Source organism: Marinomonas posidonica, assembly GCF_043643765.1.
Taxonomy (GTDB): Bacteria; Pseudomonadota; Gammaproteobacteria; order Pseudomonadales; family Marinomonadaceae; genus Marinomonas; species Marinomonas posidonica_A.
This window is the reverse complement of sequence record NZ_JBHZSP010000022.1, coordinates 1-13,294: the sequence shown is the minus strand read 5'-3', so window position 1 is coordinate 13,294 and position 13,294 is coordinate 1. Positions and strand designations below refer to the sequence as shown.

The window sequence follows — 13,294 nt, the reverse complement described above, 5'->3', positions numbered from 1 at the left end:
ATAGAGGGTTGGCAGTCCCTGCGAAAGCCAAGTTTAAATTTATTACAGCTCAAAGTATAGAAGTTGAGTTGGAATTGCGAAAGAAAAGAATTGTAATGGCAATGAGGGGAGAATGAAAAGGGCTATTTAAGCCCTTTTAATGCATCAAATGCGGCAATGGCTGCCAATCTGGCTGGTTTATAATCAAGGACCGGCATTGGGTACTGACATTCCTGTCTTTGCTGAGTGGTTGGGTTATGAATCGACTTATTATCTAGCCTTGCTAATTCAGGCACAAAGCGGCGGATGAAATCACCATGCTTGTCGTAAGTTTCGGACTGTCTTGTGGGATTGAATACTCTAAAGTAAGGGGCAGCATCACAACCGGTTGAAGCGCTCCATTGCCAGCCGCCATTATTGGCTGCAAATTCACCATCGATCAACTTGTTCATAAAATACGCTTCCCCATGGCGCCAGTCAGCAAACATCAGTTTGCAGAAAAAGCTGGCCGTAATCATTCGCAAACGATTGTGCATCCAGCCTGTTTGATTGAGTTGTCGCATGGCGGCATCAACAATGGGAAAACCAGTTTGGCCTTGTTGCCAAGCATCGATTTCGGCTTGATTGTGCCGCCAAATAAGAGCATTGGTTTCAGTTTTGAAAGGGAACCCCTTTGATAATGCGGGAAAATGCACCATCAACTGACGATAAAAATCACGCCATGCGAGTTCTTTTAACCAGATGCTGTCTTGCCATGATTTGTCTTCCTGACTGCAGGTGTAATGGATTGCTTCTAGGCATTGCCTTGGTCCCAAAGCCCCAAGCGCCAAATACGGCGATAAAGTACTGGTTGCAGGTTGGGCTGGATAATCTCGATCTTCGTTATAATGCCTTTCTTTATGATGACAGAATTGCCATAACCTTTGTCGAGCGATGGTTTGGTCGGCAGGCCACAGATCCTCTCTATATGAGACGTTTAGATGTGCTGGTAAGGCAACATCTGACAATGGAGTGGACTGAGCTAACGGCGCTGGCAATGGTGTTGGGTCTTGTTGTGATAACAGAGCTAGCCAACGTTTGAAGTAAGGGGTAAAAACTTTAAAAGGGGTTTGCTGTTGGCTCAATACGGGGTTGGCCACGATGAGATCCGAATCCTCGATGTGGCAAGCGATGTTATTTTGGGTCAAGAGAGAGTGCACAGCTTGATCCCGTTTTTGTTCATTAATTGGCAGTTCTTCATTGAACCAGAGGTGTTGAATTTGGTGTTGGACGCAGAAATTATGAATCGCAGTTGGTAAAGAAGAGAACTTGTCTTCTGTGATAAAATGAACGGGAATGCCAAGCTCTGCAAGAGACTTGCAGAGTGTTTGCATTAAGCCAAACCTTAGACCTGTTTTAGCATTGGATTCATTGTGTTCTTGCCATTGCGCCTCGGTCACTGTTAATAACACAGCAATAGGACCTTGTTGAGACGCATGGTAAAGAGCAGGGTTATCTTCCCATCTTAAATCATTTCGAAGCCATACTAGGTGTTCAATTTTCATGTTTTGTGTGGCTCTCTTTTAGACGGTGTTACGAATCCCAAGCGGACTTGGATAAGGTGCAAAGTAGCTTTGCTGATTGATGTATTCACTACCATGATGTTTTAAGTAGTGATGCAGTAAAGTCATTGGTGTGACTAAATTCACCTCACCTCGTCGATATTGTTCTACGACATCCAGAATGTCTTTGCGTATTGAAACGTCGACCGCATTCTTCAAGTATCCCACCAAGTGCATTAGGACATTGCAATGATTCTTGCGCTTTGCAGGCTTGGATAGGCAAGTCATAAGTATTTTGAAATACGCTTCTTTTAACGTTTGGATTGGTCTTGGGTCGTTACCTGACAGCAGTCTACCGAGCTCACGGTAGATAGGCTGAGAATGCGCCATAACGAGATATTTATAACGACTGTGAAATTCTATTAAGTCTTTCATTTTAGGTTCTTTTGGAACGCTATGACGGAAATCGTGGTGCGTGAAGACTCGCAGCAAGAAGTTTTCCCTTAGATTCGGATCATTTAAGCGACCATCTTCTTCTACTGGTAGTAATGGGTAGCGTTCCATTAATGCCTTGGTGAACAGGCCTGCGGTACGTTTCATGTGCGGATGTCCGTTTTCCTGATACACCTTAATTCGTTCCATTCCGCAGCTAGGTGAGTTCTTCATCACAATATAACCATCTAGATGTGCTAAGGTATCAAGGTAGTCAGCACTCCCTGAGCGGAATTGATCGGTTAAATCCTCCCCAGTTTTTTTGGTAAAAGTCATGATTGGATCGTTTGGATCCCCTTCTAAGCGCAAGGTGGGCCTTGGTGTTCCGAAGCCTGCCGCGACTTCTGGACAGAATTTTTGATAATCGAAGTAATCACTTAACACATTGTTGCAGTAATTTGAGTGGCTATGGCCGCCATTGAAGCGAACATTGTCCCCAAGTAGGCAAGCACTAATACCCACTGGAATTTTGCGCTCTAATTGATCTGGAGTGTATTTTGAATGAGGCATATCGAATCTCCTTAAAGCTCTGTTTGTAGGCTTGCTGGGTTATTTATGATCCAATCCGTTAGCGTCAATGCACTGATAAGAGCACCTTCTGCGTCTCCTTGACACAACCAATCTGCAGCTAGACCCACTTGATGTTCGGGAGCCCAAGCGTAAGTTTTGTTACCACGGTTTTCAGTGTAACGACTAAAAAACCAGCGATGAGGATCACCATGTTGTCGTACCCTTTGTTCGGTGTATTCAGCAAACGCCTGTTGAAGCGCTTGCGCTACCCATTGTTTATCTTGATCAAGGTGTTGAGCCGTCCACTCAGGGGAAGCCTGAATGACCCAACGGTCGACTTCTGCTCCTTCTCTAGCGGGTTTGTAGTTGTCTTTAATCATGCGTTGGATCGGCGAATCTTTAAGCTCAATGATGGCGTTTAAGTCGCTTGGTTGGGTTTCTAACCACATCGCCCATTGGGACTGATATTGTTTGCAGGCTTGATTTGCTCTCAGCAATAGAACTGCCAGATCAGAATGGGTTGCTAATAGCATGGCCGCTTGATGAGCTGGCGTGGCTATGATGACCTTAGTTGCTTTGGCGCAGGCTTGATATTGATCATTTCGTAATAACCAGACCAATTGGCCGTCAGCCTCGAGGAAACGGTCCATTTGCTGTACTTTGGTTGAGGTGATGAATGGGACTTGATCCAGCCAGTGGCGAGTAAGGCTGCTCATTTTCGGTGTCCCCACGAAGCCAGGTATTTGTTTGCTGCTTATTTGTTTCCACTGTGCTGCAACACCATTTTTAACTAAGTTTTTAAACAGGGCTTTTGTTTCTGGGTGACTGGCAAAAATGTATGGCGCGCCTAATTCACAACTGCTGGTATCGCTAATTCGTTTACTGCCTGCACGACCACCGGATCCACGGCTTTTATCAATCACACAAACGGAGAGTCCTGCAGAAGACAACTGTTTTGCACACAAGCTACCAGCCAGACCTGCGCCAATAATGGCCACATCAAACGTCGGAATGTCTTGTTGTTTTGCGGTTGAAGTCGTCATGATTTTTTGCCTCTGCAAATTGCTTTCTTATACAATATATAACTTTGTACAAGAAAATCAATAAACTTGTACAAAAAAAATATTTGTATAGTTTTTATGGGTGTTTTAAGTTTAGACCAGTATGGTTAGATTGCCTCAGGGAAGTGCTAGGAAATTGGAATAAAGACAGTAATGAATGATTGGAAACAGCTATGAAAGACGCAAAACAAGACTTTTCTGAAAAAAATCAACAAGACAATGAGTTGGCGGAGGTGTCTGCCACTAACTTATTCCCAATTCGAGAGTTGTCACTACAAACCGGGGTGAACTCTGTTACCTTGCGAGCTTGGGAAAGACGGTACGGTTTATTGAAGCCAAAACGCACGGGGAAAGGTCATCGACTCTATGATCAGGCCGATGTCGTGCGAGTTGAAGCCATTATGAAGTGGATTCAGCAAGGCGTTGCGGTGAGCAAAGTGCGGGCATTGCTTGATCAGTCTAATGAGCAAGAGAGTATGGCCGTTGGTGTCCAGTCAGACAACGAATGGCAGCAATGGCGTGAGGATTTAGTCGCGGCAGCAAATCAATATCAAGAAAGTAAGATAGAGCAACTTTATCAACAAATTTTTTCTCAATATCCGGCTGAAATCGCGGTGCGAGACTGGCTAATGCCAAGTTTGGAAATGATTCCTAAGGGAGCGGAGTTAGCCTTTACAGAATCCGTCTTATTGGCGTGTTTGAGTAATCGGATAAGCAGTATGAAAGTACAACAAAAAGCTGCTGATAAAGAAGTGTTGATTACAGGCTTGTCTTGTCAGCGATTATTGTCTGCTTATGTCGCCGCCGCCATGTTGTTAGACAAAGGTGTTCGCTGTCAGTTGATTATGACGCCACAACATTACGAAGATTGGTGCGCATTAGTTCAGCACTTAAAAGTGGATGCGGTGCTGGCGTTTTGTGAAAACGAATTGGCCAATCGAGTAGAGGATGTATTAGATAATATGCTCGAATGGCAGACGACAACGGTGGCTGTCGGGGCCAGTTTTTGGTTGGCGGCGAATGACTTGTCAAAAACCAAAGTCGGTCAAGTGAGTGTGATGTCTGACAGTATAGAGGGGATAAGGGCTTGTATTGAAGAGCTAAGTAGATAGTGATTGGATAAAAATCAAAAAAACTATCAACCTTATCTATATTATAAATTTTAACAATATTTAATTCTTCTCTAATATCAATATTAAATAAAGAGGGGGATAAAATATGACTAAAACAATCACTTTTGCGGTAATGCACTTTTCCATTGCGTTTGCTGTGGCGTATTTAATTACGGGAAGCTTTTTGGTGGGAGGCTTGGTGGCGGTTGTCGAGCCTGCCATTAATACCGTTGCTTTTTACTTTCATGAAAAAATTTGGATTAAGTTATCCAAATCGAATGCCACGATGGAGATGAAAGAATCGATTCGAAACGCTGGTGAAAGTTATGCACTACGTTCTATTTAGATGCTATCTTTTAAGCATAAAAAATGCCGCTGTCTTTTCAGGCCAGCGGCATTTTTTGATCAAGTGACTTGTTTAGCTAAGCGGGTTGATCAAGAAGTATAGAACGATGGCAACAGCAATGGGTGCTGTAAACTTCATAGAGATGTTCCAAAGTTTGAAAATCCCATCAGAAAGTTGCAATTCATCCTGCGCAAATTTGTCTTTCACTACCCAACCAGCAAACAGTGAAATCAAGATACCACCAAGAGGTAGCATGATGTTCGCTGTGATGTAATCTAGGAAGTCAAAGGTGTTTTTGCCGAAGAAAGTGACATCAGATAGGAAGTTGAATGAACCTAGGCAAGCAATGCCCAAGCCCCAAACGACAATACCTAGTCCGATAGTGGCGGTTAGGCGCTTCAGTTTGAATTTCTCTACCAAGAAAGCCACGGTTGGCTCTAGTAATGAGATAGCGGATGTCCAAGCAGCCACACCAACCAATACAAAGAACAAAGTCCCGAACAACTGACCAAATGGCATTTGACCAAAAGCAACAGGCAAGGAAATAAACATCAAGCCTGGGCCCGCGCCTGGATCCATGTTATTTGCAAAAATGATTGGGAAGATCGCAAGACCTGCAACCAATGCAACCAAAGTATCCAAAGCACCAATGGTCAAAACCGTTTTACCAATAGACGCTTTTTTCGTCATGTAAGAGCCATAGGCCATGATGGTACCCATGCCCAAAGATAGGGTGAAGAATGAGTGACCCAAAGCGATCAACGCAGAGTTCCATGTCAAAGCGCTGAAATCGAAGTGGAACATGAAGTTCCAGCCGTCACCGAAGCTGCCAGTTGTCATTGCGTAACCAAGCAGGATAAGCAGTAGAACAAACAGCGCAGGCATCATGATGCGTGTTACGGTTTCGATACCTTTGTTTACACCTGCAGCAACCACTACCACAGTCATGATGCTGAACAGAGTGTGCCACAACAACAAGGTTGTCGGATCTTCAAGTAAGCCACCAAACGCTGCACCAGCTTGTTCAGATGTCACGCCCAGCATTTCGCCTGTTAGCATGATTTTGATGTAATGCAGTACCCAGCCACCCACGACAGAGTAGAAAGAGAAGATCAAAACGCCAGACAACATGCCCATTAAGCCAATGATGCTCCAAGACTTAGAGCCAGCAGATTCGTCTGCTAGGTCTGTCAGTGCATTAATTGGGTTTTTTCGAGCGCGACGACCAATGAAAACTTCGGCCATCATAATTGGAATACCTACTAATAGGATACAAGCTAGGTAAACCAGTACGAAAGCGCCGCCACCGTTTTCGCCTGTGATGTAAGGAAATTTCCAAATGTTACCCAGACCTACAGCTGAGCCTGTTGCCGCTAGAATGAAAATCCATCGGCTAGCCCAAGAGCCTTGGATTGATGTTTTATTATTCATATTTATCTCTAGTTAGTTGAAACCGTAAAACGAGATCGAAGATGTTAAGAGCCTAGGTAAGTGCGTGTTCTGACTTAGTGAGCATCTTATTAATTATGCTTATCTTCGATTAGGGGGCGGATTTTCCGAATTTTAGGGCCTATTTGCAACAAAAAATGCGCTTTTCTTGTCACTTTGTTTGTTTTTTGTCCCTTTATTGTGCGCTATTTCGTTTTATCTTTAAGCGATAAAAATGCATAAATAATTAGACATCTAATTATCTATAGACTATAAAATCATTCCATGTATAATGTTTAGACATCAAATTAAATTGCCTTGAAACCTAATAAAAACCTAAAATTAAGGTTTTTAAGATTTTTTACGTCAAATTTTTGGATATTGATCTTGGTGATTGGTTTGAGATCAAATTAAATGGAGAAGGGATATGTCAGTCAATAAACTTGTGTTCAAAAAGCCTGTGCCAGAAGATGGTGCAAACGTATACGATCTTGTTAAAAAATGCCCGCCTTTGGACGGTAATTCAGTTTATTGCAACCTTTTACAAACATCGCATTTTGCTGATACCTGTGTTGCGGCAAAGCGCAACGATACTCAGGAGTTGGTTGGCTTTGTATCTGGGTATGTCTTACCCAATGATCCGAGTACGTTATTTATTTGGCAGGTGGCTGTCAGTGAATCGGCTCGAGGGGAAGGTTTGGCGAAAAAAATGATAGTGAACTTACTCACACGAGAGTCTTGTTCAGACGTCAAATTTATTCATACGACCATTACAAAGTCGAATCAAGCATCTTGGGCACTCTTTAGAAGTTTATCTAAAGAACTGGAAGTCGATTTAGAAGAGTCTATCCAGTTTGATCAGGAGTTGCATTTTAACGGTCAACATGACACCGAGTTTTTGGTTGAGATTGGTCCAATACGTCGCTGATTGAGCGACCTACCATATTATTTATATTGCAAGAAAAAGGAAGCTTACTATGAAAATTTTTGATGAGATTGAATCCGAAGTACAATCCTATGCCCGTTCATTTCCACGTGTTTTTCATCGCGCGCTAGGGGCTCACTTATTTGATCAGGAAGGCAATAAGTATTTAGACTTTTTGGCGGGCGCTGGCACATTAAATTATGGCCATAATAACCCGATTTTTAAGAAGAAACTCGTTGAGTACATCCTAGAAGATGGCATTACGCATGGCCTTGATATGCACACTAAGGCGAAAGGTGAGTTCTTACAAAGCTTCAAAGAGAATATTTTGGAGCCTCGTGGTTTAGAGTATGTCATGCAGTTCACAGGCCCGACTGGGACCAATGCTGTGGAAGCCGCTCTTAAGCTAGCCCGTAATGTGACGGGACGCGAAAACATTGTGAGTTTCACCAATGGCTTTCATGGTTGTAGTTTAGGTGCGCTTTCCGTTACGGGGAATTCCCACCACCGTGGTGCCGCTGGAACCAACCTTGGCGCGGGTGTATCAACGGTTCCCTTTGATGGTTACTTAGGCGAAGGCATTGAAACGACGGAATACCTAGACAAAGTCTTTTCTGATTCCAGTAGTGGTGTGGATATTCCGGCCGCTGTTATTGTTGAAACGGTTCAGGGTGAAGGTGGCATTAATGCGGCGAGCTTTACTTGGTTACAAAATCTAGAAGCCGTGTGTAAAAAACACGATGTGTTGTTGATCATAGATGATATCCAAGCTGGTTGTGGTCGTACTGGTACCTTCTTTAGTTTTGAAGATGCCGGCATTAAGCCTGACATTGTCACAATGTCAAAATCCTTAAGCGGTTACGGTTTGCCATTTGCTGTGGTATTGATGCGTCCAGAATTGGATGAATGGAAGCCGGGTGAGCATAACGGAACATTCCGTGGAAATAATTTGGCTTTTGTGACAGCGAAAGAAGCCATTGAGACCTATTGGAAAGATGACGCGTTTGAAAAAGAAATCAAACGTAAAGGTGAATACATTCATCAGCGTACACAAGCCATCGTGAGTGAGTTCGGAGAAGGTAATTTCACCTTACATGGTCGAGGCATGATGCGTGGTATTAACTGTGTGAGTGGCGAGTTAGCCAGCAAAATCACTAAGAAATGTTTTCAGCATGGTTTGATGATCGAGACATCCGGTGCAGACGATCAGGTGGTTAAGTTTTTATGTCCGTTAATCATCAGTGACCAAGATCTAAAAGAAGGCATTGATATCCTCGAAAAATCCATTCGCGAGATTTGTGCGAAAGAAGATGATATGCCAGAAGCCAAAAGCTACTTTGATGAGAATTACGACATTGCCGTATAAGTCGTGATGTGACTTATTGCATTGATATTGGATTAATAACAGATTTTAAGAGGATTTTATGTTTGCACGTGATTTAGCACAATGTGAAAAAACCGAGCGTCGAGTCGTGTCTCCTGACGGTAACTGGGAAAGTACGCGCTTGATCCTGAAGGAAGACAACATGGGGTTCTCTTTCCACATTACCACTATCTATGAAGGTAAAGACTTCGATATGCATTATCAGAACCATTTGGAATCTGTGTACTGCATTTCTGGTGAAGGCGAAGTTGAGAGCCGAGAAACAGGCCAAAAACACGCGATTAAACCTGGCGTTGTGTATGTGTTAGATAAGCATGATCCCCATACGTTGCGTGCTTTTAAAGAGTTGAAGCTGGCTTGTGTTTTCAATCCTCCTATCACAGGTAACGAAGTGCATAACTCAGAAGGTGCCTACGAACTGTTGGATTAGGCGGAAAAAGTAGGGCGGCAGCTAAAATTGATATCAAAAAGTGCTTAAAATTTTTACAGCCTTGTGACAATATAGCGACAATTTTTCACTTTGATCATTTTGGGTGCTTTCGCCCCAACAAAATATTGGATTTGTAATGGGACAACATACAGTTGAGAAAATCGGCGGTACGTCCATGAGTGACTACTGTTCGGTTAGAGATAATATTATTTTTAAACCGGCACATGCGGGTAATTTTTACAATCGTATTTTTGTGGTATCCGCTTACGGTGGCATGACAGATAAGCTGTTAGAGCATAAAAAAACGGGTGATGCCGGTGTGTATGCCTTGTTTGCGCAAGAGCGCAAACAAAATCATTGGTTTCCTGCTCTACAAGAAGTTCGTCAAGCCATGATGGCAATTAACCATGAATTGTTTGATGCTGGGGATTTACGAGATCAGGCTGATGCGTTTCTCGGTAGTCGTTTGCAAGAAGCACAAGAGTGTTTGGAAGACTTGCATCGCCTTTGTCAGCATGGTCATTTTTCAATCAGTGAACATTTGGCAACTGTACGTGAAATGTTGGCCAGTATCGGTGAAGCACACAGTGCTTGGAACACGGCTCACTTGTTACAACGAGATGGCGTGAATGCGGTATTTGTTGATTTGACGGGGTGGAACAGTCCTGTTCATATGTCCTTAGATGAGCGTATTTTAGATGCCTTTAAAGACATAGACTTAAGCAAAGAGCTGCCCATTACAACCGGTTATGCACACAGTGAAACGGGTTTAATGTCGACCTTTGACCGTGGTTACAGTGAAATGACGTTCAGTCGTATTGCCGTGTTGACCAAAGCGCATGAAGCGGTGATTCATAAAGAATTCCACTTGAGCAGTGCCGATCCCCGTTTGGTTGGTGAAGCCAAGGCAGTGCCAATTGGCCGAACAAACTACGATGTGGCCGATCAATTGGCAAACTTAGGGATGGAAGCGATTCACCCGAAAGCAGCCAAAGGCTTGCGCCAAAGTGGCATTTCATTACGTGTGAAAAACACCTTTGAGCCAGAGCATACTGGTACTTTGATTACTGGTGATTATGTCAGTGATGCACCTTGTGTTGAAATCATCGCGGGTTGTCGTGGCGTATTTGCCGTTGAGTTATTTGACCAAGATATGGCCGGCGATATTGATCAGTTTGATGGCGATATCCTAAAAGTCTTGAATCAATTCAATGCGCATATTATTGCTAAAGACATCAACGCCAATACCATAACGCATTATTTAGCGATTAATCTAAAAACACTAAAACGAGTCATGAAGGTGTTGAGTGAGCGATTTGCTGATGCTGAAATTACGCAGCGTAAAGTGGCCATCGTATCAGCCATTGGTAGTGATATGAAAACCACGGGTATGCTAGCGAAAGCGGTAAAAGCCATCGCGGAGCAAGAGGTGAATGTGTTGGCGATGCACCAATCTATGCGTCAGGTTGATATGCAGTTTGTGATTGATGAAGAAGATTATGAAAAAGCGATTTGTAGTCTTCATAAAGAATTGGTTGAAGTGCATAACCATGGACGAGCAATTTGCTTAGCTTCTTAATAGGCTAAGGCTCTAAAGCACAACTCAATTTTAAAAGCTCAAAACCCAAATGCTTAGCATTTGGGTTTTTTATTGCTTGAATGTTATGTTTCTTCACCATGATGAATAATAGTTGATGCTTTATTAAAGGTTTCTGCTGAAACGGCTCGGCTTACATAGAAACCTTGACCAAAATTACATTGGAAGTCAGCAAGCATTTGCCATTGCTGTCTTGTTTCAATGCCTTCGGCCAATACTTGAATATTGAGCTTGTGTGCCATCGCGATAATCGCTTCGACAATGTTACGGTCATTTTCGTCTTCGGTAATGTCTCGGACAAAATGACGATCAATTTTCAATAAATCCACTGGCAAATTTTTCAGTTGAGCAAGCGAGGAATAGCCTGTGCCGAAATCATCAATGGCGATGCAAATCCCCATTTTTTTAAGCGTTTGAAGTAATTTTTTTGCTAACTGTATGTCTTCAAGAATGTCTGTCTCAGTAATTTCAAAACCGAGCAGTCGAGCGGGAACTTGATACTGAATTAAGAGTTTTTCCACATGACTGACAAAACGAGGGTCAGCTAATTGTTGAGAGGCTAGATTGATGTGCAATAATATGTCTGACAGTCCTGCTTTTTTACGTTCGGCTAAATAAGCAATACCAGTCTCGATGACCCAATAGCCGAGTTCGACGATTTGTCCGGTTTTTTCCGCCACAGGAATGAATTCATTTGGGAAAATTAAGCCTTTATCAGGGTGATTCCAACGTATCAATGCTTCGGCACCAATGATGTTATTGGTTTGTAAATCAAATTGAGGTTGGTAATACAGTGCGAATTCTTGATTCCTTAGAGCTTGAGAAAGATCGTCTTCGGCTTTAATGGAATTGTAAGTATTGACCTTCATGCTTTCTGTGTACAGCGAAAACTGGTTTTTGCCCAATTGTTTTGCATGATAAAGCGCCATATCTGCGTTTTGCATTATGGTGACTAAGTCATAGCCATGCTCTGGGATCATGGCTATGCCAAGGCTAGTGCTGAGAGTGAATTCTCGTTGATTGAATTTGATCGGGTTTTGTACGCTGTTTAGAATTTTCGCTGCAAAGTTTTTGGCTTCGTCAGTACTTTTTATGTCTCCTAATAGAATACCAAATTCATCGCCACCTAAACGTACCACTTGGTCCGACATGCCTTTAAGTGTATTTAGGCGCTCGGCAATGATCACCAGCACCTGATCTCCTATATCGTGGCCAACGGTATCGTTAATGCGTTTAAAGTTATCTAGGTCGAAATAAATAAAAGCCGAAATACGACTGCGTAACTGATTCTTATAAAGAGTATTGGGCAAGTTATCGTGTAAATGGCGACGGTTAGGAAGGCTAGTTAACGGGTCTCGATACGCTAGATCTTCTAGAGCGGCTGTTTTTTCTTTTACTAGCTTGCCTAATTTCAAAGGTTGTATGAGTAATGCATACAAAGCAATTGAAAGTAACAGGCCAATAATAAAGCTAACACTGTAACCTTTGAAACGGTTGGACTCTAGCTCATTAGCAATGTTTTGGGTGATGGTCAGAGTCCAAGTTCCGACAGGCAATACCAGTTTACTCGATGATTTTAAATCACCCAACGTAGCAGCAGAAGAGGAAAGTACAACGCGCTCTTCTTTATCATTGTGTGGCCGCCATAATTCGTATTGATAGCCATCTTGCTCTAATTCTTTTAATTGCGTCGCGGCAATTAAATCGTCTAAATAGACTAGAGTCGATGCGAATCCCCAAAAAGATTCATTATCCTGGCCCTGATTCAAGTAAATTGGCGCACGGGAGATAATGGCGACACCGCCTTGAACCAGTGGCACAGGACCAATGGCGATCATCTTTTTAGTGATAATGGCTTGCTGAGTCGCTTCATGGTATCGAGTGGTATTGATAATGTCTAAACCGATTGCTTCTTCGTTGCCTGCCAGCGGGTAGATTTTTTCAATGATGCCATTCGGAGCCAATTGAATGTTTTCAATACCGCCAATGGATTCAATCAGTCGGTTAGCATAGCTTTCAAACCAAGGTGAATGACCATTATGCAGCTCCACTTCATAAGACATGATTTTAGCGGAAGTAAAAGCCGAAGCAAGACGGCGTTCCAAGGCGGAAGCCTGTGAGCGTGATAAGCCATTGAGTATGGATGACTTTTGATGAACGATTGAATTATTGGCGGACTGGGTCCAAAGGCAGCCGAGTAAAACAATAAAGCAAAATGCAATGGATACAATCCCTAAGGCTAGGGGCTGATTAAGTCGAGCTTGTTTCAAAAAATTGTCCTATTTCCTTGAGGATTACCAGAAAATCATATTATTTCTAGTAGGGTGAGTCCGCTTCTTTTTGTTAATAAATGTATGTTATAGCAGGGGAGTTGGAAAATGAAATAAAAAAGCCAGACATATCAATACTATGGTGAACTGACCCCATAAAGTTGGACTCTGTTCTAAGCGGCTTTCAAGGCCTGATTTCGATACGCTATCGGACTCAGG

General features: G+C 42.8%; 11 protein-coding genes. 6 read left to right on the top strand and 5 right to left on the bottom strand.

The window, feature by feature from the left end; all coding sequences use genetic code 11:
- Window positions 1-122 precede the first annotated feature (122 nt).
- From phrB to ACHUFM_RS17695, 3 genes are read right to left on the bottom strand one after another with little or no spacing between them, the layout of a single operon-like run.
- The gene (gene phrB, locus ACHUFM_RS17705; RefSeq protein ID WP_394183933.1) at window positions 123-1,523 is read right to left on the bottom strand and encodes a deoxyribodipyrimidine photo-lyase; all 1,401 of its coding nucleotides are present in this window, start codon (window positions 1,521-1,523) and stop codon (window positions 123-125) included.
- A gap of 18 nt (window positions 1,524-1,541) precedes the next feature.
- Entirely contained in the window at window positions 1,542-2,522 is a 981-nt protein-coding gene (locus tag ACHUFM_RS17700) for a YbgA family protein (RefSeq protein ID WP_394183931.1), read from the bottom strand.
- An 11-nt stretch (window positions 2,523-2,533) separates the two neighbouring features.
- Complete coding sequence (locus tag ACHUFM_RS17695) at window positions 2,534-3,565, bottom strand: NAD(P)/FAD-dependent oxidoreductase (protein ID WP_394183929.1); 1,032 nt, start codon at window positions 3,563-3,565, stop codon at window positions 2,534-2,536.
- 191 nt (window positions 3,566-3,756) lie between these two features.
- Between ACHUFM_RS17695 and ACHUFM_RS17690 the strand changes: the two genes are divergently transcribed.
- Complete coding sequence (locus tag ACHUFM_RS17690) at window positions 3,757-4,695, top strand: MerR family transcriptional regulator (protein ID WP_394183927.1); 939 nt, start codon at window positions 3,757-3,759, stop codon at window positions 4,693-4,695.
- A 106-nt stretch (window positions 4,696-4,801) separates the two neighbouring features.
- On the top strand, window positions 4,802-5,041 hold the full coding sequence (locus ACHUFM_RS17685) for a DUF2061 domain-containing protein (protein WP_394183925.1): 240 nt from the start codon (window positions 4,802-4,804) through the stop codon (window positions 5,039-5,041).
- Window positions 5,042-5,113: 72 nt separating this feature from the next.
- Here the strand turns inward: ACHUFM_RS17685 and ACHUFM_RS17680 are convergent, their stop codons facing one another.
- On the bottom strand, window positions 5,114-6,472 hold the full coding sequence (locus tag ACHUFM_RS17680; protein ID WP_394183923.1) for a sodium-dependent transporter: 1,359 nt from the start codon (window positions 6,470-6,472) through the stop codon (window positions 5,114-5,116).
- Between the two features lie 424 nt (window positions 6,473-6,896).
- Between ACHUFM_RS17680 and ectA the strand changes: the two genes are divergently transcribed.
- The 4 genes from ectA to ACHUFM_RS17660 all read left to right on the top strand — a co-directional run bounded on the left by ectA (window position 6,897) and on the right by ACHUFM_RS17660 (window position 10,787).
- Window positions 6,897-7,397, top strand: a complete 501-nt coding sequence (ectA, locus tag ACHUFM_RS17675; RefSeq protein ID WP_394183921.1) for a diaminobutyrate acetyltransferase — start codon at window positions 6,897-6,899, stop codon at window positions 7,395-7,397.
- A gap of 49 nt (window positions 7,398-7,446) precedes the next feature.
- Window positions 7,447-8,760, top strand: a complete 1,314-nt coding sequence (gene ectB / locus ACHUFM_RS17670; protein WP_394183919.1) for a diaminobutyrate--2-oxoglutarate transaminase — start codon at window positions 7,447-7,449, stop codon at window positions 8,758-8,760.
- A gap of 58 nt (window positions 8,761-8,818) precedes the next feature.
- On the top strand, window positions 8,819-9,208 hold the full coding sequence (locus ACHUFM_RS17665) for an ectoine synthase (protein ID WP_113873596.1): 390 nt from the start codon (window positions 8,819-8,821) through the stop codon (window positions 9,206-9,208).
- A 136-nt stretch (window positions 9,209-9,344) separates the two neighbouring features.
- Window positions 9,345-10,787, top strand: coding sequence for an aspartate kinase (locus ACHUFM_RS17660; RefSeq protein ID WP_394183917.1), 1,443 nt, complete (start codon window positions 9,345-9,347; stop codon window positions 10,785-10,787).
- 83 nt (window positions 10,788-10,870) lie between these two features.
- Here ACHUFM_RS17660 and ACHUFM_RS17655 read toward each other — a convergent pair whose 3' ends face one another.
- Complete coding sequence (locus ACHUFM_RS17655) at window positions 10,871-13,075, bottom strand: bifunctional diguanylate cyclase/phosphodiesterase (protein ID WP_394183915.1); 2,205 nt, start codon at window positions 13,073-13,075, stop codon at window positions 10,871-10,873.
- Between the last annotated feature and the right edge of the window lie 219 nt (window positions 13,076-13,294).

Coding starts and splice junctions, on each gene's coding strand:
- phrB (WP_394183933.1), bottom strand. CDS start 1,523: ATGAAAATTGAACACCTAGTATGGCTTCGAAATGATTTAAGATGGGAA.
- ACHUFM_RS17700 (WP_394183931.1), bottom strand. CDS start 2,522: ATGCCTCATTCAAAATACACTCCAGATCAATTAGAGCGCAAAATTCCA.
- ACHUFM_RS17695 (WP_394183929.1), bottom strand. CDS start 3,565: ATGACGACTTCAACCGCAAAACAACAAGACATTCCGACGTTTGATGTG.
- ACHUFM_RS17690 (WP_394183927.1), top strand. CDS start 3,757: ATGAAAGACGCAAAACAAGACTTTTCTGAAAAAAATCAACAAGACAAT.
- ACHUFM_RS17685 (WP_394183925.1), top strand. CDS start 4,802: ATGACTAAAACAATCACTTTTGCGGTAATGCACTTTTCCATTGCGTTT.
- ACHUFM_RS17680 (WP_394183923.1), bottom strand. CDS start 6,472: ATGAATAATAAAACATCAATCCAAGGCTCTTGGGCTAGCCGATGGATT.
- ectA (WP_394183921.1), top strand. CDS start 6,897: ATGTCAGTCAATAAACTTGTGTTCAAAAAGCCTGTGCCAGAAGATGGT.
- ectB (WP_394183919.1), top strand. CDS start 7,447: ATGAAAATTTTTGATGAGATTGAATCCGAAGTACAATCCTATGCCCGT.
- ACHUFM_RS17665 (WP_113873596.1), top strand. CDS start 8,819: ATGTTTGCACGTGATTTAGCACAATGTGAAAAAACCGAGCGTCGAGTC.
- ACHUFM_RS17660 (WP_394183917.1), top strand. CDS start 9,345: ATGGGACAACATACAGTTGAGAAAATCGGCGGTACGTCCATGAGTGAC.